The sequence below is a fragment of the Isoptericola sp. GX10416 genome, assembly GCF_056590155.1.
Genome location: NZ_JBWPVO010000003.1, coordinates 326027 through 348454, shown reverse-complemented (window position 1 = coordinate 348454; position 22428 = coordinate 326027). Strand labels below are relative to the sequence as shown.

Sequence of the window (22428 nt, the reverse complement as noted above, 5' to 3'; positions counted from 1 at the left end):
TCGTGCACGGGACCCGACACCCCGCTTCGACGCTCCGGCCCGGCGCTACCACCTCGGGGAGAGCGGTCCTACCTCGGTAGGTCAGTTCTGCGCGATCGCCGAGACGTCGAGCGCGATCTTGACCTTGTCGCCGACCAGGAAGCCGCCCGTCTCGAGCGCCGCGTTCCAGGTGAGGTCGAAGTCCTTGCGGTTGATCACGAGCTCGGACTCGAAGCCCGCGCGGTCGTTGCCGAACGGGTCCTTGGCGGTGCCGGCGAACTCGGTGGGGAGCTCGACGGGCTTCGTCACGCCGTTGATGGTCAGGTCGCCGGCGATCACGTACGCGTCGCCGTCCACGGAGATGTTCTTCGAGACGAACGACCAGACGGGCTTCTCCTCGGCGTGCCAGAAGTCGGCGCTCCGGAGGTGGCCGTCGCGGTTCTCGTCACCGGTGTTGACCGACGCGGCGTCGAGCTCGGCGGAGACCGAGGTGGAGTCGAGGTCCTCGCCGACGGCGATCTCGCCGGAGACGATGGCGATGGTGCCGCGCACCTTGGAGATGCCGGCGTGGCGGACGGTGAAGGACGCGGTGGAGTGCGAGGCGTCGATGACGTAGGTGCCGGCGTTCAGTCCGGCGGGCAGCGGCGTGGCCATGGGGATGCTCCTCGTGTGTGGCGGTGATGTGCGGTGCGGACGCCCCTGAGGCGATCCATCGAAATGCATGAACCGCGGCCTCCTGGCAACTATTCCCGGGGGGTCGCATGCGATCTGCTGCGACAGTGAGTCCTGTCACCACCGTACTGGGACGCTCCCGGAGGGCATCTGGAGACGCCTGCGATCTGGGACACTGGTGGCCATGGCCACCACCACCGTCCATCTCATGCGGCACGGCGAGGTCCACAATCCCGACGGCGTCCTGTACGGACGCATCGCGGGGTACCGCCTGTCGGAGCTCGGCCAGCAGATGGCCCGCCACGTCGCCGAGCACCTGTCCGACGGCGGCAGGGACGTCGTCGCGGTCGTCGCGAGCCCGCTGCAACGTGCCCAGGAGACGGCCACGCCCGTCGCCGCCGCGTTCGGCCTCGAGCTGGCCACCGACGACCGTCTCGTCGAGGCGGGCAACAGCTTCGAGGGCACCACGATCGGCAAGCAGCCCGGCCAGCTCGCGCACCCGCGGTACTGGAAGCGGCTGTGGAACCCGCTGCGACCGTCGTGGGGCGAGAGCTACGCCGAGCAGGTGACCCGCATGCGTGCCGCCGTCGACGACGCGCGCCGCGCCCACACCGGCCACGAGGTCGTGCTGGTCAGCCACCAGCTCCCCGTCTGGGTGACGCGTCGGGCGTTCGAGGGCCGCCGGCTGGCGCACGACCCGCGCCGGCGCGAGTGCGCTCTCGCCTCCCTGACGTCGCTGACCTTCGACGACGACCGGTTCGTCTCGCTGCACTACAGCGAGCCGGCCGGTCCGCTGCTCGCCGGTGCCGACCCCGTGCCAGGCGCCTGATGGGACGTCGCAACCGCGGACGTCTCGCGCGCACAGCCGCCGTCAGCAGCGCCCTCGCCGCCACCGTCGGGCTGCTCGCCGCGTGCGGTGCGGCCGAATCCGGTGCGGGCGACGTCGTCGGCCAGGGCTTCGTCTCGGGTGACGGTTCGGTGCAGCAGTGGGAGCCGGACGAGCGCGGGGACACCGTCGTCGTCGAGGGCACGTCCTTCGAGGGCGACGAGGTCTCGACCACCGACTGGAGCGGCGACATCGTCGTGCTCAACACCTGGTACGCGGGATGCGCCCCGTGCCGCGCCGAGGCGCCCGACCTCGTGACGCTCGCCGAGGACCGGGAAGCCGACGGCGTGCACCTGCTCGGCATCAACACCGAGGACGACGCCGGCACCGCGCTCGCCTTCCAGCGCACCTTCGAGGTGCCCTACCCCTCGATCGAGGACCGCAGCGGCCAGGTCGTCGCCGGGCTCTCCGGCGTCGTCCCGCTGCAGGCCGTGCCGTCCACCGTGGTGCTCGACGGCGAGGGGCGCGTGGCTGCGCGGATCGTCGGCCAGGTCGCGGGCTCGACCCTGGAGGGAGTCGTCGACGACGTGCTCGCCGAGGACGGCGGGGACGAGGCGCAGGCCTCGTCCGTGACCGGGTCCGGGAGCGCCTGACGTGGGTGAGGCCTTCGCCACCACGGCCGCGAGCGGCTCGCTGCTGCTCGCGGTCCTCGTCGCGCTGCTCGCCGGCCTGGTCTCCTTCGCCTCGCCGTGCGTGCTGCCCCTAGTACCGGGCTACGTCGGCTACGTCGGCGGGCTGGCCGCGGCGAACGCCGGGCCTTCGGGCGCGATGGACCCCGGAGGAGCGGGGCGCCAGGGTCGCGGGACGACGGCGGCACCCCCGCGCGCACCCGGCCGCGGCCGCGTGGTGCTCGGGGTCTCGCTGTTCGTGCTGGGCTTCACGGCGGTGTTCGTGGCGCTCATGGCGGCGGCCGGCGCCGTCGGCTCGTACCTGGTGCGCTACGAGGACGTGCTGGTCCGGGTGCTGGGCCTCGTCGTGATCGTCATGGGTGTGGCGTTCCTCGGCGGCATCGGGTTCCTCCAGCGCGAGCGGCGGCTGCACGTGAGCCCGCGGGCCGGTCTGTGGGGCGCGCCCCTGCTGGGTGTCGTCTTCGGGCTGGGCTGGACGCCGTGCCTCGGCCCGACGCTCGCCGCGGTGCAGTCCCTCGCGCTGAACGAGGCGTCCGCAGGGCGCGGCGTGGTGCTCGGGATCGCGTACTGCATCGGGCTCGGTGTGCCGTTCCTGCTGGTGGCTCTAGGGCTGCAGTCGTCCGAGCGCATGCTCGGGTTCCTGCGCCGCCACCGGCTCGCCATCATGCGGTGCGGCGGCGGCCTCCTGGTCCTCATCGGCCTGGCGATGGTCACGGGCCTGTGGGGCACGTTGACGAGCACCCTGCAGAGCTGGATCAGCGGATACGTGACGGTGGTGTGATGAGCGAACGGAGCTACCGTCCCGAGGGCATCGCGGACGAGTTCACCCAGGGCACGCGCGGCGGCGAGAGCGAGGCCGGTGCGACGCCGTCGGGCGGGCCGTCGTCCGCGACCCGGCAGGCGCCGCGGACCGGCTGGCGCGGCATGCTGCGCTGGACGTGGCGCCAGCTCACCAGCATGCGGGTCGCGCTCCTGCTGCTGATGCTGCTCGCCGTCGCGGCCGTGCCCGGGTCGATCCTGCCGCAGCGCAGCCAGGACCCGGCGGCGGTGGTGGAGTACCTCGGCGAGAACCCGGCCACGGGGGAGTGGCTCGACCGGTTCGGGTTCTTCGAGGTCTTCTCCTCGCCCTGGTTCTCGGCGATCTACCTGCTGCTGTTCGTCTCCCTGGTGGGCTGCATCGTGCCGCGCACCGTCGCGCACGCCCGGGCGGTCCGGAACCGGCCGCCGCGCACGCCTGCGCGCTTCGAGCGCTTCCCGGCGCGGGCGACCGGCACCACCTCGGCCACACCGCGGGAGGTGACGGACGCCGTCGCCGAGCACCTGCGTGGCCGGATGCGGTGGCTGCCGACGTTCCGCGTCGACGCCGGCTCGGAGGAGGCGCGCGGGGCGCGCGGCAAGATCCCCGCGCGTCCCGCGGCTGCCACCGTCGCGGCGGAGCGCGGCTACCTGCGCGAGACCGGCAACCTGCTGTTCCACCTCGCGCTGCTGGGCCTCATCGTCGCGGTCGGTGTGGGGCAGCTGCTCCACTACCGCGGCCAGGCGATCATCACCGAGGGCCGCGGGTTCGCCAACGCCGTCGTGGACTACGACACGTTCGAGAGCGGGTCGTGGTTCCAGCCCGAGTCGCTGGTGCCGTTCTCGATGACGCTCGACTCGTTCACCTCGGAGTTCGCGACGGACACGGTCGCGTTCGCCCAGTCGCGCGACTTCACCGCGGACGTGACGGTGACCGAGCCGGACGGCTCGTCCTCCGCCGAGACGATCAAGGTCAACCATCCCCTCGTCATCGACGGTTCGAAGGTGTACCTGCAGGGCAACGGCTACGCGCCGGACATCACGGTGCACGACGGCGAGGGTGCGGTCGCGTTCGCCGGTCGCGTGCCGTTCCTGCCGGAGGACCAGGTGTACACCTCGCGCGGCGTCGTGAAGGTGCCGGACGTCTCGCCGGGGCTCGAGCAGGTGGGTCTCATCGGGTACTTCCTGCCGACGGCCGTCATCGAGCCCGACGGCTCGGCCCGCTCCGTCTTCCCGCTCCCGGAGGACCCGCTGCTCGTGCTCGAGGTGTACCGCGGCGACCTCGGGCTCGACGACGGCGTGCCGCAGAACGTGTACCGGCTCGACACCGCGAACCTCACGCCGTCGGTGGACGCCGACGGCGAGCGGGTGAAGCTCCTGCTGGAGCCCGGCGACACCGTCGACCTTCCCGACGGGCTCGGGACCGTGTCGCTCGCCGAGGAGGTGCCGCGGTTCGTCGCGCTCGACCTGCGCCACGACCCGTCGCTCGCGTGGGTGCTGGCCTTCTCGCTCGCCGCCCTCGTCGGGCTGACCGGTTCGCTGTTCCTGCCGCGCCGCCGCGTCTGGGTGCGATCATGGACGCACGACGGCGTCACGCACGTCGAGGTCGCGGGTCTCGCCCGCGGGGACGACGTGGGGCTGCAGCCCCAGGTGGACCGGACGCTGGCGGCCGTCCCCGGGCTGGACGCCGACCACGCTGATGCTGATGGTGACCCGGACGTCGGCCCTGACGCCGCGCCGACGCACAACCCTGAGAGAGGCTGACCATGGAGATCGCCGAGCTGAGCGACCTGCTCGTCTGGGCTGCGGCGACCGCGCTCGCGGTCGCGATGATCGCGTTCGCCGTCGACCTGGGCCGACGCACCGACGAGCGTGTCGGCGCCCGTGCCACGGCTGAGGCCCGCGCCACGGTCGGTGCCGGGTCGAGCGACACCAGCGCGCCTGCGGCTGAGGCGAGCGGACCTGGCCCGGACGGCGCCGTCGAGGCCCGCCGTCGGGCCGCGGGCATCGCGATGTCGACGACGTGGCTCGGCACCGCGATGCTGCTCGTCGCGATCGTGCTGCGCGGGCTGGCCGCGGGCCGGACGCCCTGGGCCAACATGTACGAGTTCACGATGGTCGGCTCGTTCATCGCGCTCGTGGTCTTCCTCGTGCTCAACCTGCGCCGCGACGTGCGGTTCCTGGGAGCGTTCGTCACCGGGCTGGTCACGCTCTTCCTGGTGCTCGGCCTCAACGCGTTCCACGTGGCGGCGACCGGGGTGCAGCCCGCCCTGCAGAACTACTGGCTGGTGCTGCACGTCGGGGTCGCGATCACCGCGACCGGTATCTTCACCGTGTCGTTCGTCGTCTCGGCGCTGCAGCTGTTGCGCGACTCCCGCGACGCGGGGTCGCCGTTCCTGACGCGGCCCGGCTTCCGCTGGCTGGACCGCACGCCGGGGCCGACGGCGCTGGAGTCGATGTCGTTCCGCCTGAACGCGGTGGGCTTCGTCCTGTGGACCTTCACCCTCATCGGCGGGGCCATCTGGGCCGAGGACGCCTGGGGCCGCTACTGGGGCTGGGACCCCAAGGAGGTCTGGACGTTCGTCATCTGGGTCGTCTACGCGGCCTACCTGCACGCCCGCACCACGCGCGGCTGGTCGGGACGCCGGGCCGCGTGGTTCGTCGTCGTCGGCTACGCCTGCGTGCTGTTCAACTTCACCGGCGTGAACCTCATCTTCAACGGCAAGCACTCCTACTCGGGCATCAGCTGACCCACCGCCGAGGCGGCACCACCACCCGACCTACCTCGCCGCGAGCCCTACTACCTCGGCGCGAGCCGCGCTACCGCGGCGGGTCGGTGTCGCCGCGGTCGCGGCGCTCCTGGCGGCGCTTCTCCTGCTCGAGCCGCCACAGGAAGTCCGGGTCGTCGTCGGGCGCGACCGGACCGGACGGACGTCGCGGACCTCGGCCGGGCCGCGCTCCGCGGCCGCCGGAACCACCACTGCGGCGGGACTGCTTCGTCGCGATCCAGGTGACCGGCCCGAAGACGGGCAGCAGCACGATGATGACCACCCAGAGCCACCGGGGCAGGCCGGCGCGGTCTTCCTCCTCCGACCCCGAGAGATCGGCAAGGCTGTAGACCAACAGGCCGACGACGACGAGGCCCACCAGGACGCGGAACATTCCTCCAGCCTAGTTCGCCCCGCGGCCGTGACCGAATCGCGAGGCGTGCGGGACCGGGATCGAGCGGCCGTATCCTGGATCCGTGCCTCTCGTGACCTACACCGTGCTCCGCCTCCTGCTCTTCGCCGCCGCCCTCGGGGTCGGCTACGTGGCAGGGCTGCGCAGCTGGCTGCTGCTCCTGGTGGCGATCGTGGTGGCGTTCGCGGTGTCGTACGTCCTGCTGGCGAAGCAGAAGGATGCGGCCGCGAGCTGGATCGCGGAGCGGGCGGAGCGTCGTCGCTCGGGTGACGAGGGCCTGGCGAAGGTCATCGGCGAGGACGCGGCGGCCGAGGACTCGGCGTTCGACGCCGACGAGCCCGCCGGCACGGAGCACCCGGACGGCGGACGCCCCACCGCCGAGCGGTAGGGGTCGGGGCGCTCAGAGCGCCAGGCCGAGCCCGAGCAGCACGCCGTAGGCGAGCTCGAACATCCCGGTGCCGGCGAGCACCGGGACGAGTGCGCGGCCCCGTGCGCCCGCCACGACCGGGATCGCCAGCAGGACGGCGGGCAGCAGGAGCAGAGCGACGAGGAACGCCCACGGGTTCCAGACCGCGCAGGCGAGCCCGAGGAGCACGGGCAGCACCACCCACAGCGCGTAGAGGCGCCGTGCTCGGTGGTCCCCGAGCCGCACCGCGAGCGTCCGCTTGCCCGCCACGACGTCGGTGGGGATGTCGCGGACGTTGTTGACCATGAGCAGCGCGCACGCGATCAGGCCCACGCCCACGGCGCCCAGCACGGCGGGCCACGTGATCCGGTCCGCCTGCGTGTAGGTGGTGCCGAGCGTAGCCACCAGCCCGAAGAACACGAACACGCCGACCTCGCCGAGGCCCGCGTACCCGTACGGCCGCTTGCCGCCCGTGTAGTACCAGGCGGCGAGCATGGCGACGGCGCCGACGGCGATCAGCCACCAGTGCCCGCTCACCGCGCACAGCGCGAGCCCGAGCACCCCCGCGACGCCGAACGCCCCGAACGCGGCGCCCTTGACCTGCCCCGGCCGCGCGATGCCGGAGGCGGTGAGGCGCAGCGGCCCCACCCGGTCCAGGTCGGTGCCGCGCACGCCGTCGGAGTAGTCGTTGGCGTAGTTGACGCCGATCTGCAGCGCGAGCGCGACACCGAGGGCGAGCACGGCGGGCAGCCACGCGAATGCGTCGACCTGCGCGGCGGCGCCCGTGCCGATGATGACGGGCGCGGCGGCGGCGGGCAGGGTGCGGGGCCGGGCTCCGGTGACCCACTCGGCCGTGGTGGCCATGCGTGCTCCTCTCAGTCGTGCGCCGGGCGGGCGCGCACCAGGTCGACGACGGCGGCACGGTCGACCTTGCCGGGCCCGCGCAACGGCAGGTTCTCCACCCGCAGGATGCGACGGGGCGCGGCGGCCGGGCCGAGTCTAGCGGCGACGGCGGAACGCACCCGCGCGAGCTCCGCCCCCTCCCCCCACCCTGTGGGTGCACGACGCGCCGCTGGGCGGGTCGGCTCGTCGGCGTGTCGTGCACCCACAGGGCCTGAGGCGACGGCGACGAGCTCCTGGCCCCATTCGTCGTGGGGCACGCCGACGACGCACACCTCGACACCGAGCAGCTCGCCCAGCACCGACTCCACGGCCGCGGGGGCGACGTTCACCCCGCCGGTGACGACGACGTCGTCCGCGCGGCCGATCACCCGGAGCACCTCGCGGTCCAGCGCACCGAGGTCGCTGGTGCGGAACCACCGCCCGTCCGGGCCGTCGACGAACGCGGTCGCCGTGGCGTCGTCGTCCCCGAGGTAGCCGCTCGCGAGCACGGGCCCGGCGATCTCCACGATCCCGGCGTCGCCCCCGGCCGGATCGAGGCGGACCCGCACCCCGGGCAGCGGCACGCCGTCGTAGACGCAGCCGCCGGCCGTCTCCGACATGCCGTAGGTGCGCACCACCGGCACGCCCGCGTCGCGGGCACGCACCAGCAGCCGGGGCGGGGTGGCGGCACCGCCGAGCAGGACGGCGCCGCACCGGGCGAGCGCGTCGAGCGCGGCCGGGGCTCCGCCGTCGGCCGCCTCGACGACGCGGTGGAGCTGGGTGGGCACGAGCGAGACGTGCACGGGGTCGTCACCGGCGAGCGGTGCGGCCAGCAGGTCGGCGAGCCCGTCGGGGGTGAACGGGCCACCGCCGGCGGCGGTCAGGGGCGTACCGGCCAGCAGCGACCGGACGATCACCTGCATGCCGGCCACGTGCGTGGGCGGCAGCGTCAGCACCCAGCGGCCGGGCGCGTTGAGCCGGTCCGCCGTCGCGGCGGCCGAGGCGCGCAGCGCCGCCGCGCTCAGCGCGACCTCCCGCGGCGTCCCCGTCGAGCCGGACGTCCGCACCACCAGCGCGGTGCCCGACGGCGGCACGTGCGTCGTGAGGCGGGGCAGCGGCGCGACGGGTGGGCCGCCGTCCAGCGCACGGCGCACGCCGTCCACGAGCGCGGCGAGGTCGGGGGTGCTCACGGCCTCACGATAGGCGGCGCGGGGCCGTCCACGGGCGCCCTGGTCAGACCGGTTCCGACGGACCCCGCTGCCGAGATCCCGGCATCACGGTGATCGCTGGTGCATCCTGTGGGGGGACGAGGAGGTGCCATGACGCTCAGGAGCACGGCGTCCGCGGTGCTGGCGACGTCGTTGGTGCTCGCCGTCGGCGGGTGCGGGACGGCGACGGACCCGCAGAGCGCACCACGGGTCACGGTGGCCCCGGACATGTCGCGCGCGAAGATCGCCCCGCCCGCCGTCGTCGTGCCCGAGCCGGAGCCCGAGCCGGCGCGCTGGCCGTTGACCGGCGTCCGGACCGGCACGAAGAAGGTCCCGGAGCGGCCCGCCGTCGCCGTCAAGATCGAGAACTCCGCCGCGTCGCGGCCGCACACGGGGCTGCACCGGGCGGACGTGGTGTGGGAGCAGGTGGTCGAGGGCGGCATCAGCCGATTCGTCGCGGTGTACCACTCGACCTACCCGCGGCAGGTCGGACCGGTGCGCTCGGTGCGTCCGATGGATCCCGCGACGGTGGCGCCCCTGCGCGGGATCCTCGCGGCGTCCGGTGGGCAGCCGCCGTTCCTGCGGGCCGTCGAGAGGTCCGGCACCCAGCTGCTGACCAACGACGACGGCGACCGGGGGTTCTGGCGCAGCGGCTCCCGTGCCGCGCCGCACGACGTCTACGGGAACGTGAAGGCGTTCGCACGGCAGGCGGACAAGAAGCGCACCGAACCCCCGAAGGCGGAGCTGAGGCACGCGACGAAGCGCAAGGACGCCACGGCCCGGGCGCAGGGCAAGAAGGGCAGGACGGCGGACGTGCGGCTCTCCCCGGCGCAGCGCACCACGTGGGGCTGGGCCAAGGGCTCCTACCGGCGCAGCGACGACGGCCGGGCGTCGATGTCCTCGGGTAAGCGTGTCACGGCGCGCAACGTCCTGCTGCTGCGCGTCGATGTCACGAACACCGGCTACCGGGATCCGAGCGGCGCTCCGGTGCCGAAGGCCGAGCTCGTCGGCCGCGGCAAGGGGATGCTGCTCGGTGGCGGCCGGGCCGTGAACGTCAAGTGGTCCAAGAAGGGGACCAAGGCGCCGCTACGGCTGAAACGGCCGGGTGGCGGCAAGGTGCTGCTCGAGCCGGGGAACACGTGGGTCGAGCTGGTGCCGGAGCGCTCCGGCTCGTGGGACGTGTCATGACGTACCGTGTGCGCCAGCACACACCCTCGGAGGACTGATGACCGCACGGTTCGCGCGGCTGGCGGCGCCGGGCGCGCTCGCCGCGGCCGCCCTGCTCGTCGCCGCGTGCGGCGGCGGCCCGGACCCGACCCCGACGACGACGGTCCCGGCCGCCGTCGACGCGCAGAAGGGCTCGCCGCCCGCCCCCGACGTGCGGGCCGTGTGGCCCCTGACGGGGGTCGAGGCGGACGAGGTCGCGGACCGCCCGGCGCTGGCGGTCAAGATCGAGAACTCTCGCGAGGCGCGGCCGCAGACCGGTCTGGAGCAGGCGGACATGGTGTGGGAGGAGGTCGTCGAGGGCGGGATCACGCGCTACGTCGCCGTGTTCCACTCGTCGGTCCCGGACGCCGTCGAGCCCGTGCGTTCCGTCCGCCCGATGGACCCTGCGATCGTCGCGCCGTTGGGCGGCATCCTCGCCTACTCCGGCGCCCAGCGGCCGTTCATCGACGCGGTGGACGCCAGCGGCGCCCAGTCGGTGATCATGGATGCGGGCGACGCGGGCTTTCGGCGGAATCCGGCCCGGCCCGCGCCGCACAACGTGATCGGCGACCCCGCGGCGTTCCTGGCGCAGGCCGACGGCGAGCGCAGCGTGCCGCCGCCGGCACAGTTCGCGATCGCGGACGACCCGGGTGAGGGGACCGCCGCGAGCGACGGGACGCCGGCGTCGTCGCTGGAGGTCGTGATGTCCCGGATGCAGACGACGGGTTGGCAGTGGGACGAGGACACGGGAGCGTGGCTGCGCAGCGAGGGCACGAGCCCGTCGATGTCGACCTCAGGGGACCAGCACTCCGCGACGAACGTGGTGGTGCTCGAGGTCGAGGTGGTGAACACCGAGTTCCGGGACGCCTCGGGCGCGGCGGTGCCGGAGACCCGGCTCGTCGGCGCGTCGGGCACGGGGGTCGTCGCGAGCGGCGGTCGCACGCTCGAGGTGGAGTGGTCCAAGGGCGAGCTCGCCGACGCGGTCGAGCTGACGGCCGGCGGCGAGACCGTCGAGCTGGAGCCGGGCAGCACGTGGGTCGAGCTGATGCCGGCGACGACCGGCTCCCTCACCGTCGCCGATCAGGCCGCCGGCTCGTCGCCGGATCAGTAGGCGTACGGGAATCCGGACCAGTCGGGGTCGCGCTTCGCCAGGAACGCGTCCCGGCCCTCGACGGCCTCGTCGGTCATGTACGCGAGCCGCGTCGCCTCCCCGGCGAACACCTGCTGGCCCATGAGGCCGTCGTCGGCCAGATTGAAGGAGAACTTGAGCATGCGGACCGCCTGCGGGGACTTCCCCGCGATGGTGCGGGCGTACTCGACCGCCAGCCCTTCGAGGTCGTCGTGCTCGGCGACCTCGTTGACCGCCCCCCAGCGTTCGGCGTCGTCCGCGGAGTACTCCCGCGCGAGGAAGAAGATCTCCCGCGCGCGCTTCTGCCCCACCTGGCGTGCCAGGTAGGCCGACCCGTACCCGCCGTCGAACGACCCGACGTCGGCGTCGGTCTGCTTGAACTTCCCGTGCTGGCGGCAGGCGATCGACAGGTCGGCGACCACGTGCAGCGAGTGCCCGCCCCCGGCGGCCCAGCCGTCGACGACGGCGATCACCACCTTGGGCATGGTGCGGATGAGGCGCTGCACCTCCAGGATGTGCAGGCGCCCGGCGCGGGCGGGGTCGATGTGGTCGGCGGTGTCGGCGCCACTGACGGGCCGGCCCGCACCGTCGGCCGTCGTGTACTGGTAGCCGGAGCGACCACGGATGCGCTGGTCCCCGCCGGAGCAGAACGCCCAGCCGCCGTCCTTGGGGCTCGGGCCGTTGCCGGTGAGGAGCACGGTCCCGACGTCGGAGGTCATGCGGGCGTGGTCCAGCACCCGGTAGAGCTCGTCGACGGTGTGCGGGCGGAACGCGTTGCGCACCTCGGGCCGGTCGAAGGCGACCCGCACGACGGGCAGGTCACGCACCTGCGCGGACCCGTCGTCGCCGGTGGAGCGCTCCACCCCGCGGTGGTACGTCAGGTCGGTCAGGTCCTCGAACCCGACGACGGTGCGCCAGCGGTCGGTGTCGAAGGTCTCGGAGACGGGTGCGGGGAGGTCGCTGTTGCTCACGCGGGCCAGCGTAGTGCGCGCCACCGGTCGACGGTCCGCGCTGGCTGTTCTGCAAAGTAAAGTCCAGATCGGCCGCAAAGTGTAGCCTGGAAAACCTGCAAACTGTAGTATTGCCTGATGGCGTACATCAAGAGGATCGCCGACAGGCTGGTGGCAGAGCGGCTCCGCTCAGCGGGAGCCGTGCTCATCGAAGGGCCGCGTGCGTGCGGCAAGACGTCCACCGCTCGGCAGCACGCCGCGAGCGCCGTGTACTTCCAGAACGATGACGCGGCGCGTGCGGCTCTCGATGTGGACCCGCAGCTCGTCCTGGCCGGCGCGACGCCGCGTCTCGTGGACGAGTGGCAGGTCGACGCGACCCGTCTCTGGAACGGGGTGCGCGCAACCGTCGACGACCGAGGGAAGCCGGGGCAGTTCATCTTGACCGGGTCGGCGGTGCCGGACGATGATGCCCGGCGCCACACCGGCGCGGGACGGTTCGCGCGTGTGGAGATGCGGCCGATGTCACTCGCCGAGTCCGGCGAGTCGAGCGGTGCGATGTCGTTGCGAGCACTCCTCGACGGGGACCCACCGATACCTGGGCGTTCCGACCTGTCAGTTCCTGACCTGGCACGGCTCGTGGTCCGGGGTGGGTGGCCCCTGCACCTCAGCATGGACGAGGTCGCTGCTGCCCAGGCGTCGTCGGACTACCTGGCCTCGATCGCCGATACGGACCTCGGACGCCTCGACACGTCGCGGCGGGATCCCGCACGTGCTGGACGGTTGCTGCACGCGTTGGCCCGGAACACCGCGATGGAGCTCGTCGTCGACCGGCTGACGCGTGAGGTCGACGGCCCAGACGGCGCGATGGCCCGCACCACGGTCTACGACTATCTCGCTGATCTCCGCCGGCTCATGGTTCTTCAGGAGCAGCCCGCCTGGTCGCCACACCTGCGGTCGAGGGCTCGGTTGCGTACGCGGCCGCGCGTCCACCTCGTCGATCCCTCGCTCGCGGCGGCAGCGTTGCAGGCCGACGCCGATCGGCTCCTCGCGGACCTGAACACCTTCGGCCTCCTCTTCGAGTCGTTGGTGGTCCGAGACCTACGCGCCTATGCCGATGCCCTGGACGCACGGGTCTTCCACTACCGCGACTCCGACAACCTCGAGATCGACGCCGTGGTTCAACGACGGGACGGCGTGTTCGGCGCGTTCGAGGTCAAGCTCGGTGCGGGCCAGGTCGACGCGGCGGCGGCGGCCCTGCTGCGCTTCGCGGCAAAGCTGGACGCAGAGCACACCGGTGGTCCTGCGGTGCTCGGCGTGATCACCGGCAGCGAGTACGGCTACGTGCGACCGGACGGGGTGGTGGTCGTCCCGCTGGGGATGCTGGGTGCCTGACGTGCCGAAGACCGCTACAGCGTGTCTCCCATTTCCGGTGCGGGATTGAGGAACTTCCTCGTCCTGAGCGACGACGGCCCCGAGTGCTGGGCGGTCACAGATCACCCGGAGTGGGGATCGCGAGCTGGCCAACAGGTCCTCGCCGTGGACACCTACTGGGAACGGCTCGAGGTGGGCGCCGCTCGTTCCGCGGACGGGCGGGAAGGGGAGCCTGCCCGGACGGTCGAGCTGCCGGTAGCTCTCCGGCTCGACTTTGCTGCTGGCCCGTGTAGGCGGCCGCGTCCAAGTGGGGCACCCGCCCGCCGAGGGAGCCCTTGCGTTGACGGGCGGCGATCTCGTCCTTCTTCTGCGGGACCACCGCCTTGATCCCGCGGGCAGCGAGCATCCGACGAGTGACGCCCGAGGAGTACGCGCGGTCGGCGATGACCGCGGCGGGCCTGGTGCGCGGACGTCCGGCACCGAGCCGTAGAACACGGATGTCGGCCAGCACGCTGGCGGGCATGGCCCCGTCGTTGCGCTGCCCACCCGTGACGACCGCGGCCAGCGGCCGCCCGTGGCCGTCGACCGCGGCATGGATCTTGGTCGTCAGACCGCCTCGGGAACGCCCGATCAGGAGCCGAACTCCTCGCGCGGCAGATCCTGCACGGGATCCCGGTCGTGAAGGCCGGGCGGGGCGGTGCGGCGTCGTTCGCTGCAGAGCCATGCGCGCCCGGCCCCGCGTCCGCTCACAGGTGGATGGTCACGTCGCCCTCGTCGCGCAGCGTGGACACGATCTCGTCGATCGCGGCGCCCTGCTGCTGGCTGGTCGCCTGCTGGGCGAGCTGGTCGCGGACCTCCTCGAAGGGCGGGATCTCGGCCTGCGAGGCGCCCTCGCCGCCCTGGGCCTCCATCTGCTCGACGAGGGTGTCGTACTGGTCGCGCAGCTCGTCCTCGGTGGGCTCCTCGATGTCCGCCTCGGCCTCGACGTAGGCGTTGACCTGGAACTGCGACGCCGCGTCCGAGCGCACCTCGTCCTCCGACATGCCCTGCTCGCCGAGCGCGGCGACGACCTCGTCGGCGGACTGCATCCCGTTCTGGGCCGCCACGTCCTCGAGCGTCGCGTCGATGTCCTTCTCGGTGACCTCGATGCCGGCCTCGGACGCAGCCTGCGTCAGCAGGCGGTTGCCCACGAGCTGCTCGACGACCTGCTGCTTGAGGGCGTCCTGGTCGACCTCCTGGCCGGTGGTCTGCTGCGACATCGCTGCCTGCTGCAGCTGGCCCTGGTAGCTGGAGACGAACTCGTCGCGGCCGAGCTCCTCGCCGTTGACCTCGGCGACGACGTCGGGCACGTCGTCCAGGTCGGCCTCGGGCACCTCCGGGCCGGCACCCGGGGACTGCTCGGCGCTCGGGGTGGACTCGGGGCTCTCGTCGGTCTCGGACGTGCAGCCGGCGAGCGCGACGACCGCGGCCACCGAGAGCGCGACGAACGGGCGCTTGATCGACATGGTCACTCCTCGTGAAGAAAGCTGGTCGACCGACCGTACCCACACGAACCTGAGTGTCCGCCGACCAGGTGATCAGGTGGCGTTCAGGAACGGCCCGGCGAACGGTCGTGCACAGGGCTCTTGCACGGCGTGGCGAGCATCCGCGCGCGTCGACCGCACATTCTGCACAAGGGTGTCGCACCATGGAGACATGAACACGATGCCACCTCGAGACACCGAGGTCGCCGACCCGGACGAGGTCGTCGACGAGCTCATCGCCTACGACGCCGCCGCCCTGCGCCGGGCGACGGCCACGACGCAGGCCGTACCGGTCGTGACGGTCCGCGCCCCCGGGCGCTGGTCCTACGGCAAGGTGCCGGAGGAGTTCACCGACTGACGTCCCGGGCCGCGCGACCCCGCTCGACCGTCCTACCCTGAGGTCGTGCCTGACCACCTCACCGCGACGAGTCAGCGCCGGTTCGCCTGGTCGAGCCCGCTGCGCACCCGGTTCCGCGACCTCGACGTCCGCGACGGCCTGCTCCTGCGCGGCGAGGCCGGGTGGGGCGAGCTCAGCCCGTTCTGGGAGTACGACGACGGCGAGTCGGCCGCGTGGTTGCGCGCGGCCCGGGAGGCGGCGGACCACCCGTTCCCGGCTCCGGTCCGTGACCGGGTCCCGGTGAACGTCACCGTGCCGGCCGTCGGGCCGGAGCGTGCCCGCGAGATCGTGCTGGCCTCCGGCGGTTGCCGCACGGCCAAGGTCAAGGTCGCGCAGCGCCCGGGCGTCGGCGGCACGGGAGGACCCGTCGAACCGGTCGACGCCGAGATCGCGCGCGTCGAGGCGGTGCGCGCCGCGTTCGACGACGCCGGGATGCCCGACGCCGCGATCCGCGTGGACGCGAACGGTGCCTGGACGGTCGACGAGGCGCTGCGCCGCATCCCGCTCCTGGACGCCGCCGCCCGCGGCCTGGAGTACGTCGAGCAGCCGTGCGCCACCGTCCCCGAGCTCGCGGCGGTGCGCCGTGGGGTGGCGGTACCGGTCGCGGCCGACGAGTCGATCCGGCGCGCCGACGACCCCCTGCGCGTCGTCCGCGAGGAGGCGGCCGACGTCGTCGTCCTCAAGGTGCAGCCGCTCGGCGGGGTGCGGGCCTGCCTGGAGCTGACGGAGCAGGTCGGCCTGCCGGTCGTGGTGTCCTCCGCGCTCGAGTCGTCCGTGGGGCTGGCCGCCGGGGTGGCGCTCGCGGCCGCCCTGCCCGAGCTGCCCTACGCCTGCGGGCTGGCGACGTCCCAGCTCCTCGTGCGCGACGTCACCGACGCGCCCCTGCTCCCCGTCGACGGCGCGCTCCCGGTCGGCCGGGTCGCCCCGGGCCCGGACCGGCTGGCGGCCGCGGCCGCACCCCCGGACCTGCGGGACCGCTGGTTCGCGCGCCACGACCGGCTGGCCGCCCTGCTCGCCGCGGGGCGTGCCGCGTGACCGGGGTGCCGCCGTCGGGCAGCGCGAGCCCCGCGGTGGACGCCGCGCGTGCCCTGGTCGCGGACCTCGTCGCCCAGGGCGTGCGCGACGCCGTCCTGGCGCCCGGCTCCCGCTCGGCGCCCCTCGCCTACGCGCTCGCCGAGGCCGACGTGCGGGGCGACCTGGTGCTGCACGTGCGGGTCGACGAGCGTTCGGCCGGCTTCCTGGCGCTCGGCCTGTCGCGCGGGTCGGTCCTCGGTGCGGCGGCCGACGGCGGCACCCGGGCCGCGCCGCGTCCCGTCGTCGTGGTCACGACGTCGGGCACCGCCGTGGCGAACCTGCACCCCGCGGTGCTCGAGGCGCACCACTCCGGGCTGCCGCTCGTCCTGCTGACCGCCGACCGCCCGCACGAGCTGCGCGGCACCGGCGCCTCCCAGACCACCGACCAGGTCGGGATCTTCGGGACCGCGGTGCGTGCCGCCGTCGACGTCCCGGCGCCGGACGGCCGCGACGGGGAGGTCCGTGACCTGCTCGCCACCGCTCGCCGGGTGGTCGCTGCGGCCCTCGGCTCGCGGGACAGGTATCCGGGGCCGGTCCACCTCGACCTGGCCTACCGCGACCCGCTGCACCCGGCGCCGGACGGGTCCGACCGCTCCGCCGCCGGGCCGCCTGGTCCCCGCCGTGCGGTGGAGGTGGTGCCGCCCGCGCCGGGACCGGGCGCCGACCCGGCGCTGCCTGGCGACCGGGCGCGCACGCTGGTCGTGGCGGGTGACGGCGCCGGCCCGGCGGCACGGCACCTGAGCGAGGCGCAGGGCTGGCCGCTGCTCGCCGAGCCCTCGGCCGGAGCCGGGCGTGGCGACCTCGCGGTGACCGCCTACCGGTCGGTGCTGGGTGTGGACGGCGTGGCCGACGGCGTCGACCAGGTCGTGGTCCTCGGGCACCCCACCCTGTCCCGCCCGGTGCAGCGGCTGCTCGCCCGACCCGACGTGGCCGTCACCGTCGTCGCGCCCGGTGGTGGCCCGTGGCCGGACGCCGCCCGCAACGCGACCCGGGTGGTCGACGCCCTGCACGAGCGGTGGTTCGAACCGTCGGCACCGGCCGACGGCGGGGCCTTCGCGGCGCGGTGGCGTGCGGCGAGCGACGCTGCGGCCGGGGTCGTGGCGGCCGTGACGTCCGACGAGGCGGTGCGGGCCGGACTGCGCGGCGCTCCGCACGCGGCGCTCGCCGTCGCCCGCGCCGTCGTCGCCGCCAGCGGCGGGGACGACGTCCTGGTCGTGGGCGCCTCGAACCCGGTGCGCGACCTCGACCTCGTGCTCGGTCTCGAGCCGGGCCCGATCCCGACGGTGCTCGCGAACCGTGGTCTGGCGGGGATCGACGGCACCGTCTCCACCGCGACGGGCATCGCCGTCGGGGCCGGTCGTGCGGGCCGTCGGACCCGCGTGCTCGTCGGCGACCTGACGTTCCTGCACGACGTGGGCGGGCTGCTGCGCGGCCCCGGCGAGCCCGCCGTCGACCTCGACGTGGTCGTGGTGAACGACGACGGCGGCTCGATCTTCGCGACCCTCGAGCACGGGGCGCTGGCGGCCACCGGTCCGGACGCGGCGTCGACGTTCGAGCGGGTCTTCGGCACGCCGCACGGCGCGCACCTCGCCCAGCTGTGTGCCGGTTACGGCGTGGACCACCAGCTCGTCGAGGACGTCCCGTCCCTGCGGCACGTGCTCGCCGGGCCGTCGCACGGGGTCCGGGTGATCGAGGTGCCGGTGGCGCGTGCCGCGCGGCTGGCGGAGTCCCGCGACCTCACGGCCCGCATCCACGCCGAGGTAGTGGCCCGCCTGGCGAGGTAGTGCATCGCTGACCTGCGCTGATACCGATTGCCAGGGGTTTCACAGGTTCAGCCAAGGGCCGCTCCAGGATCACGGTGTTTCCTGTACCCAGGACATCGAGGGAGAGGGCACATGAGCACCGACGACACGTCACCGCAGCAGCCGTCCGCAGGCGAGCACCCCGTCACCCAGCCGACCGAGCCGCAGCACGCGGGTTCGCGGGAGCAGCAGCACGGCCCGGCCGAGCCGCACCGCCCGGCGCAGTTCGCGCACCCTTGGGCGACCCAGCAGCAGCCATATCGCACCGCCGACCCGCGCGCGCCCTACGGTGGCGGTGCGCCGTCGTACCAGCCCGGCTACCAGCAGCACATGCAGTACCAGCAGCACCCGGCGGCGGCCACGCGCCAGCGCTCGGTGTGGGTCCCGGTCGTGGCCGCGGCGGCCGGAGCCGCGGTGCTCGCGAGCGGCGCGACGTACGCGATCACCGGCCCGCTGGCCGACGACCCCGCCGCGTCGCTCGCCGAGGTCGGCGCGCCGGAGCAGTCCGAGGCGGCGCCCGTGGCGAGCTCGAGCGACCAGAACCCCGACTGGCAGGCCGTCACCTCCGCCGTCGCGCCGTCGGTCGTGGCGATCCAGGTCTCCGGGCAGGCCGGCGGGTCGGAGGGGTCCGGCGTCGTCCTGGACGCCGAGGGTCACGTCCTGACGAACAACCACGTGGTCGCGTCCGCCTCGGAGGGGACCGTGCAGGTCACCCTCAGCGACGGCCGGCTGTACGAGGCGACGATCGTGGGCACCGACCCGACCACAGACCTCGCCGTCGTGCAGCTCGACGACGCGCCGGACGACCTGCAGCCGGCCACCTTCGGTGACTCGGAGGCCGTGCAGGTCGGCGACTCGGTCCTCGCCGTCGGCAACCCGCTGGGTCTGGCGAACACTGCCACGACGGGCATCGTCTCGGCCCTGGACCGGCCCGTGGCCGCGTCGGGCGAGGACTCGAACGAGGTCGTCGTCACCAACGCGATCCAGATCGACGCCGCGATCAACCCTGGGAACTCGGGTGGTCCGCTGTTCGACGCGCAGGGCCGGGTCGTGGGCATCACGTCGTCGATCGCCACCCTGTCCGGCGGGGGGAACCGCTCCGGCTCGATCGGCCTGGGCTTCGCCATCCCGGTGAACCTGGGCACGAGCGTCGCCGACCAGCTCATCGAGGGCGGCACCGCCGAGCACGCGTTCCTGGGCGTCTCGCTCCGGGACGCCACGGCGACCGCCGACGGCGTCACGCGGCGCGGCGCGGAGGTCGGCGAGATCACCGAGGGCTCGCCCGCGGCCGAGGCCGGTCTGCGGGCCGGTGACGTGATCGTCGCGGTGGACGAGGACTCGGTGAACGGCGCGGAGTCGCTCACGGCGCACGTCCGGGAGCGCACGGCCGGCGAGCAGGCCACGCTCACCTATGTCCGCGACGGTCGGTCGCAGACGGTGGACGTCACGTTCGCGGTGCGGGAGGACACCACGGGCTCCGGTGCGCCGGGCGGGCAGAGCCCTGGCTCGGGCGAGGGTCAGGGGTCCGACGACGGCGGGGCCGACCAGGGCGGCGAGTCCTCCGACCCGACGCAGCCCGAGAACATCCCCGGCTGGCTGCGCGAGATGTTCGGCGGCTGACCCCCGCCGAGCCCCTGCGCGGGGCGACCGACGCCCCCCTTTCGTCCGTCGGTCGCCCCGGGGTCTTTCGTGTCAGGCTTCCGGCCGCAGGGCCGGGTCGAGCGCCCCGGCGACCCCGATGGCGCTGCGCTCGAGGAACACCGTCAGCTCCGCGGCCGGGACGGCGGGATCGCCCGCGGCTTCGATGAGTGCCTGCTCGGCGAACGAGATCCAGGAGTGCAGCGCGGTGTCGAGCAGCGGCCCGGGTGCGACGCCGATCTCCTGGAAGACGTCGCGCAGGTATCCGGCGAGGACGTCGCGCGCGTGCTGCACCGTGGCGCGCACGCTCTCGTCGCCGCTCGCGGTGCCGCGCACGAGCGAGTAGAAGGTGGCCTCGTGCTCGCGCACGAACTCGACGAAGCGGTCGAGGGTGTCGCGCAGGCGCGCCCGTGGCGGCAGGTCTTCGCGGGGTTCGGTGGCGTGCAGCATGGCGTCGCGGGCGGTGCGCACGATCGCGGAGTGCAGCCCTTGGCGGCTGCCGAAGTAGTGGTGCACGAGCCCGGGGGAGACGCCGGCGGCGGCGGCGAGGTCCTCGACGGTCACGGCTTCGAGGGGCCGGTCGGCCAGGGCTGCCACGCCCAGCGCGAGGAGCTGTTGGCGTCGTTCGTCGGGACTCATCCGGGTGCGTGGCGCCATGTGCTGATCCTAGGGCCGGATACGGTCGACACTATTGACGCTGCCTCAATAGAGTCGTAGTGTCACGCCGTCGGGCGACATCGGCGTCGCCCATCCGTGAGTGGGAGGAACGATGAAGATCAGCTCTCTGACCCGCACCCGGCGCGGGCGCGCCCTGCTGGCCACCGTGCCGACAGTGGCACTGATCGGCGCACTGTCCGTCGGTGTCGCCCAGGGTTCGGTCCCCGTCTCGATGGCGGTCTCCGGCCAGCAGTTCAAGATCTCGGCGGACAAGCTCGACGGGACCGGCTTCTCGCAGTACGCCGGAGTGGCCAAGGACGCCAAGGGCGCCAAGCACCCGGTGGCGATCGCCAACATCAAGGACGCCACGCTCGACAACCTCTGCCAGTCGGTGAAGGTCCCCGGCATGCCGCTGGGCCTGATGATCTCCGCGGGCACCGATCCGAAGAACCCGGTCGAGGCCACCGACCTGCAGATCGGCATGAGCGACCTGCGCGGCACCGCGACCTTCGGGGAGATCCGCATCGGCGTGGACGCCTCCACGGTCACGACGAAGGCCAAGGGCAGCAAGGGCGACTTCGCCATGGACTCGGACTCCATCAGGATCGACGGACTCCAGCAGGTCTCCATGAGCACGTCGGCAGCCGTCTTCAAGCTCGCGGACCTGCACCTGCGCCTGACCGACGGTAAAGAGTGCTTCTGAGAGGGGGCGGGGGGCGTGCCGCGCAGGCTCCCGCCGTCCCGGCGAGCCGCCGCGTGCGGTTCGCCGGGTGGCGGCGCACGCGGCCCTTCGCCGGCGGGGTGCTCGCGGTGCTGGCCGGCGTGGTCCTCTGGTTCTCCGGCCGGCTGCGGATCGACGGGTTCGAGATCCAGCTCGGCATCGAGGGCATGCAGACGACCTTGCTGCCGCTCGTGCTCGTCCTGCTCGGCGCGCTGCTCCTGGCCCAGCCGCAGTTCCGGGTGTTCTACGGCATCCTGACGATCGGGATCGCCGTGTACTCGCTGCTCGGGGTCAACCTCGGAGGCTTCGGCATCGGCATGGTGCTGGGCGTCGTCGGTGGGATCCTCGCCGTGTCCTGGCTGCCCCGCGACGTGGCCCCGGACGCCCCGGGAGCCACAGCGGCCCCGGAAACCCCGGAGGCGACAGAAGCAACCGGGTCCCGGGAGGCCCCGGACGACGGCGCCGCCCCGGAGCCCGTCGAGGTGCCCGACGGCGGCCCGCGCCACTCCGCGGCGGTGGGCGCCCTCGCGGCGCTCGCCCTCGCGGTGGCGCCGCTCCCGGCCGAGCCGGCGGCGTCCGGCGCGGTGCGCGGGCCGGTCCTGTGCGACTGGTTCGGCGTCACCTGCCCGGACGATCCTGAGGGCGACGGGGACGCCGAGCCGTCCCCGTCGCCCTCAGCGGGCGACAACGCCGCGGACGACGACCCGGACGACGGCGACCCGGACGACGGCGCCGCGGACGACGGCCCGGACGAAGGTGCCGCGGACGGCGGCCCGGACGACGGCGCGGGATCCGACGGGGCGGAGGGCGCCTCCGACGAGCCGCAGGACGGCGACGACGAACCCGCACCGCCAAAGGAGGACGGGCCACCGGTGACGCAGGGCGGCCGCGAGGATGCGGACGTCTTCTCCGTCCCGGGCGAGCTGAAGTCCGAGGACCTGCGCATGGAGGGTCTGCAGTCCGTCTCGGTCGTCTCGGTGCCCGCGGCGACGCCGAGCGGGCGCCGTCTGGCGCTGAAGATCGTGGCGGACCGCGTCGAGCTCGACGGTTTCCGGCTCAAGACGTACGCCGACGCCGGCACCGGCGACGGGGGGACGATCACGGAGGCCGGCCGGGTGACCCTGGAGGGCGACGCCACGATGTACCTCACCTCGTTGCGGGCCGGCCTGCCGGACGGTGAGCGCCTCGTCGTCGACCCGGAGGACCCACCGACGCTCACCGGGTGGCTGCTGGCCCTGGCGAACCCGGCGATCGGGTTCCTCGGTGCCGTCTCCGAGGAGCAGGTGTGGAGCAGCTTCCGCGAGCAGGTCTGGGAGGACTGAC

At 73.7% G+C, this 22428-nt stretch carries 22 protein-coding genes and 1 pseudogene; 15 read left to right on the top strand and 8 right to left on the bottom strand.

Annotation, left to right across the window (positions count from 1 at the left end; all coding sequences use genetic code 11):
- Positions 1-81: 81 nt before the first annotated feature.
- A complete protein-coding gene (locus ACWAT2_RS07410; RefSeq protein WP_402372735.1) occupies positions 82-633 on the bottom strand; it encodes a YceI family protein in 552 nt (183 codons plus the stop codon).
- A 202-nt stretch (positions 634-835) separates the two neighbouring features.
- Between ACWAT2_RS07410 and ACWAT2_RS07405 the strand changes: the two genes are divergently transcribed.
- Genes ACWAT2_RS07405 through ccsB form a run of 5 tightly spaced genes read left to right on the top strand, consistent with a single transcriptional unit; the run spans position 836 to position 5711 of the window.
- The gene (locus ACWAT2_RS07405) at positions 836-1480 is read left to right on the top strand and encodes a histidine phosphatase family protein (protein WP_402372733.1); all 645 of its coding nucleotides are present in this window, start codon (positions 836-838) and stop codon (positions 1478-1480) included.
- On the top strand, positions 1480-2130 hold the full coding sequence (locus ACWAT2_RS07400; RefSeq protein WP_402372730.1) for a TlpA family protein disulfide reductase: 651 nt from the start codon (positions 1480-1482) through the stop codon (positions 2128-2130). The genes ACWAT2_RS07405 and ACWAT2_RS07400 overlap by 1 nt, the downstream gene beginning before the upstream one ends.
- A 1-nt stretch (position 2131) precedes the next feature.
- The gene (locus tag ACWAT2_RS07395; RefSeq protein WP_402372727.1) at positions 2132-2947 is read left to right on the top strand and encodes a cytochrome c biogenesis CcdA family protein; all 816 of its coding nucleotides are present in this window, start codon (positions 2132-2134) and stop codon (positions 2945-2947) included.
- Positions 2947-4725 carry a cytochrome c biogenesis protein ResB gene (resB, locus tag ACWAT2_RS07390; protein WP_402372725.1) on the top strand — a complete coding sequence of 593 codons (1779 nt, stop codon included), beginning with the start codon at positions 2947-2949 and terminating at the stop codon, positions 4723-4725. Before ACWAT2_RS07395 ends, resB begins: the two co-directional genes overlap by 1 nt.
- A 2-nt stretch (positions 4726-4727) precedes the next feature.
- Positions 4728-5711 carry a c-type cytochrome biogenesis protein CcsB gene (ccsB, locus tag ACWAT2_RS07385; RefSeq protein ID WP_402372723.1) on the top strand — a complete coding sequence of 328 codons (984 nt, stop codon included), beginning with the start codon at positions 4728-4730 and terminating at the stop codon, positions 5709-5711.
- 70 nt (positions 5712-5781) lie between these two features.
- Here ccsB and ACWAT2_RS07380 read toward each other — a convergent pair whose 3' ends face one another.
- Positions 5782-6123 (bottom strand): PLD nuclease N-terminal domain-containing protein, encoded by a 342-nt coding sequence (locus ACWAT2_RS07380; protein ID WP_402372720.1) that lies wholly within the window; start codon positions 6121-6123, stop codon positions 5782-5784.
- A gap of 82 nt (positions 6124-6205) precedes the next feature.
- Between ACWAT2_RS07380 and ACWAT2_RS07375 the strand changes: the two genes are divergently transcribed.
- Positions 6206-6529, top strand: a complete 324-nt coding sequence (locus tag ACWAT2_RS07375) for a DUF4229 domain-containing protein (RefSeq protein WP_402372718.1) — start codon at positions 6206-6208, stop codon at positions 6527-6529.
- Positions 6530-6541: 12 nt separating this feature from the next.
- Here ACWAT2_RS07375 and ACWAT2_RS07370 read toward each other — a convergent pair whose 3' ends face one another.
- A complete protein-coding gene (locus ACWAT2_RS07370) occupies positions 6542-7411 on the bottom strand; it encodes a 1,4-dihydroxy-2-naphthoate polyprenyltransferase (protein WP_402372715.1) in 870 nt (289 codons plus the stop codon).
- A gap of 11 nt (positions 7412-7422) precedes the next feature.
- On the bottom strand, positions 7423-8619 hold the full coding sequence (locus ACWAT2_RS07365; protein ID WP_402372712.1) for an AMP-binding protein: 1197 nt from the start codon (positions 8617-8619) through the stop codon (positions 7423-7425).
- A gap of 129 nt (positions 8620-8748) precedes the next feature.
- On the opposite strand from ACWAT2_RS07365, the gene ACWAT2_RS07360 reads away from it, so the two are divergent.
- Both ACWAT2_RS07360 and ACWAT2_RS07355 read left to right on the top strand, forming a co-directional pair.
- Positions 8749-9825 (top strand): DUF3048 domain-containing protein, encoded by a 1077-nt coding sequence (locus tag ACWAT2_RS07360; protein ID WP_402372709.1) that lies wholly within the window; start codon positions 8749-8751, stop codon positions 9823-9825.
- Positions 9826-9862: 37 nt separating this feature from the next.
- Positions 9863-10954 carry a DUF3048 domain-containing protein gene (locus ACWAT2_RS07355; protein WP_402372707.1) on the top strand — a complete coding sequence of 364 codons (1092 nt, stop codon included), beginning with the start codon at positions 9863-9865 and terminating at the stop codon, positions 10952-10954.
- Here the strand turns inward: ACWAT2_RS07355 and ACWAT2_RS07350 are convergent.
- The gene (locus ACWAT2_RS07350) at positions 10948-11943 is read right to left on the bottom strand and encodes a 1,4-dihydroxy-2-naphthoyl-CoA synthase (RefSeq protein ID WP_402372705.1); all 996 of its coding nucleotides are present in this window, start codon (positions 11941-11943) and stop codon (positions 10948-10950) included. The genes ACWAT2_RS07355 and ACWAT2_RS07350 overlap by 7 nt on opposite strands.
- Before the next feature lie 117 nt (positions 11944-12060).
- Between ACWAT2_RS07350 and ACWAT2_RS07345 the strand changes: the two genes are divergently transcribed.
- Positions 12061-13314: an ATP-binding protein gene (locus tag ACWAT2_RS07345; protein WP_402372702.1), complete on the top strand. Its 1254-nt coding sequence runs from the start codon at positions 12061-12063 to the stop codon at positions 13312-13314.
- A 259-nt stretch (positions 13315-13573) separates the two neighbouring features.
- Here ACWAT2_RS07345 and ACWAT2_RS07340 read toward each other — a convergent pair.
- Positions 13574-14002 (bottom strand): annotated as a pseudogene (locus ACWAT2_RS07340) (transposase); the annotation flags it as partial.
- A 37-nt stretch (positions 14003-14039) separates the two neighbouring features.
- Positions 14040-14798, bottom strand: a complete 759-nt coding sequence (locus ACWAT2_RS07335) for a SurA N-terminal domain-containing protein (RefSeq protein ID WP_402372699.1) — start codon at positions 14796-14798, stop codon at positions 14040-14042.
- A 190-nt stretch (positions 14799-14988) separates the two neighbouring features.
- Here ACWAT2_RS07335 and ACWAT2_RS07330 point away from each other — a divergent pair, with 190 nt between their 5' ends.
- The 4 genes from ACWAT2_RS07330 (at position 14989) to ACWAT2_RS07315 (ending at position 19709) form a co-directional block, all read left to right on the top strand.
- Positions 14989-15174 carry a hypothetical protein gene (locus ACWAT2_RS07330; RefSeq protein WP_402372697.1) on the top strand — a complete coding sequence of 62 codons (186 nt, stop codon included), beginning with the start codon at positions 14989-14991 and terminating at the stop codon, positions 15172-15174.
- Between the two features lie 45 nt (positions 15175-15219).
- On the top strand, positions 15220-16248 hold the full coding sequence (locus tag ACWAT2_RS07325) for an o-succinylbenzoate synthase (protein WP_402372694.1): 1029 nt from the start codon (positions 15220-15222) through the stop codon (positions 16246-16248).
- Positions 16245-18071: a 2-succinyl-5-enolpyruvyl-6-hydroxy-3-cyclohexene-1-carboxylic-acid synthase gene (gene menD / locus ACWAT2_RS07320; protein ID WP_402372691.1), complete on the top strand. Its 1827-nt coding sequence runs from the start codon at positions 16245-16247 to the stop codon at positions 18069-18071. Before ACWAT2_RS07325 ends, menD begins: the two co-directional genes overlap by 4 nt.
- Positions 18072-18182: 111 nt before the next feature.
- The gene (locus tag ACWAT2_RS07315) at positions 18183-19709 is read left to right on the top strand and encodes a S1C family serine protease (protein ID WP_402372688.1); all 1527 of its coding nucleotides are present in this window, start codon (positions 18183-18185) and stop codon (positions 19707-19709) included.
- 72 nt (positions 19710-19781) lie between these two features.
- Here the strand turns inward: ACWAT2_RS07315 and ACWAT2_RS07310 are convergent, their stop codons facing one another.
- Positions 19782-20384, bottom strand: a complete 603-nt coding sequence (locus ACWAT2_RS07310) for a TetR/AcrR family transcriptional regulator (RefSeq protein WP_402372686.1) — start codon at positions 20382-20384, stop codon at positions 19782-19784.
- Positions 20385-20496: 112 nt separating this feature from the next.
- On the opposite strand from ACWAT2_RS07310, the gene ACWAT2_RS07305 reads away from it, so the two are divergent.
- Both ACWAT2_RS07305 and ACWAT2_RS07300 read left to right on the top strand, forming a co-directional pair.
- Positions 20497-21087, top strand: a complete 591-nt coding sequence (locus ACWAT2_RS07305; RefSeq protein ID WP_402372684.1) for a DUF6230 family protein — start codon at positions 20497-20499, stop codon at positions 21085-21087.
- 53 nt (positions 21088-21140) lie between these two features.
- Positions 21141-22427: a DUF6114 domain-containing protein gene (locus tag ACWAT2_RS07300; RefSeq protein WP_402372682.1), complete on the top strand. Its 1287-nt coding sequence runs from the start codon at positions 21141-21143 to the stop codon at positions 22425-22427.
- The last annotated feature ends 1 nt before the right edge of the window (position 22428 follow it).

Excerpts from the sequence above, each read along its gene's own strand:
- ACWAT2_RS07410 (WP_402372735.1), bottom strand. The coding sequence starts at position 633 with ATGGCCACGCCGCTGCCCGCCGGACTGAACGCCGGCACCTACGTCATC.
- ACWAT2_RS07405 (WP_402372733.1), top strand. The coding sequence starts at position 836 with ATGGCCACCACCACCGTCCATCTCATGCGGCACGGCGAGGTCCACAAT.
- ACWAT2_RS07400 (WP_402372730.1), top strand. The coding sequence starts at position 1,480 with ATGGGACGTCGCAACCGCGGACGTCTCGCGCGCACAGCCGCCGTCAGC.
- resB (WP_402372725.1), top strand. The coding sequence starts at position 2,947 with ATGAGCGAACGGAGCTACCGTCCCGAGGGCATCGCGGACGAGTTCACC.
- ccsB (WP_402372723.1), top strand. The coding sequence starts at position 4,728 with ATGGAGATCGCCGAGCTGAGCGACCTGCTCGTCTGGGCTGCGGCGACC.
- ACWAT2_RS07380 (WP_402372720.1), bottom strand. The coding sequence starts at position 6,123 with ATGTTCCGCGTCCTGGTGGGCCTCGTCGTCGTCGGCCTGTTGGTCTAC.
- ACWAT2_RS07370 (WP_402372715.1), bottom strand. The coding sequence starts at position 7,411 with ATGGCCACCACGGCCGAGTGGGTCACCGGAGCCCGGCCCCGCACCCTG.
- ACWAT2_RS07360 (WP_402372709.1), top strand. The coding sequence starts at position 8,749 with ATGACGCTCAGGAGCACGGCGTCCGCGGTGCTGGCGACGTCGTTGGTG.
- ACWAT2_RS07355 (WP_402372707.1), top strand. The coding sequence starts at position 9,863 with ATGACCGCACGGTTCGCGCGGCTGGCGGCGCCGGGCGCGCTCGCCGCG.
- ACWAT2_RS07345 (WP_402372702.1), top strand. The coding sequence starts at position 12,061 with ATGGCGTACATCAAGAGGATCGCCGACAGGCTGGTGGCAGAGCGGCTC.
- ACWAT2_RS07335 (WP_402372699.1), bottom strand. The coding sequence starts at position 14,798 with ATGTCGATCAAGCGCCCGTTCGTCGCGCTCTCGGTGGCCGCGGTCGTC.
- ACWAT2_RS07330 (WP_402372697.1), top strand. The coding sequence starts at position 14,989 with ATGAACACGATGCCACCTCGAGACACCGAGGTCGCCGACCCGGACGAG.
- ACWAT2_RS07315 (WP_402372688.1), top strand. The coding sequence starts at position 18,183 with ATGAGCACCGACGACACGTCACCGCAGCAGCCGTCCGCAGGCGAGCAC.
- ACWAT2_RS07310 (WP_402372686.1), bottom strand. The coding sequence starts at position 20,384 with ATGGCGCCACGCACCCGGATGAGTCCCGACGAACGACGCCAACAGCTC.
- ACWAT2_RS07305 (WP_402372684.1), top strand. The coding sequence starts at position 20,497 with ATGAAGATCAGCTCTCTGACCCGCACCCGGCGCGGGCGCGCCCTGCTG.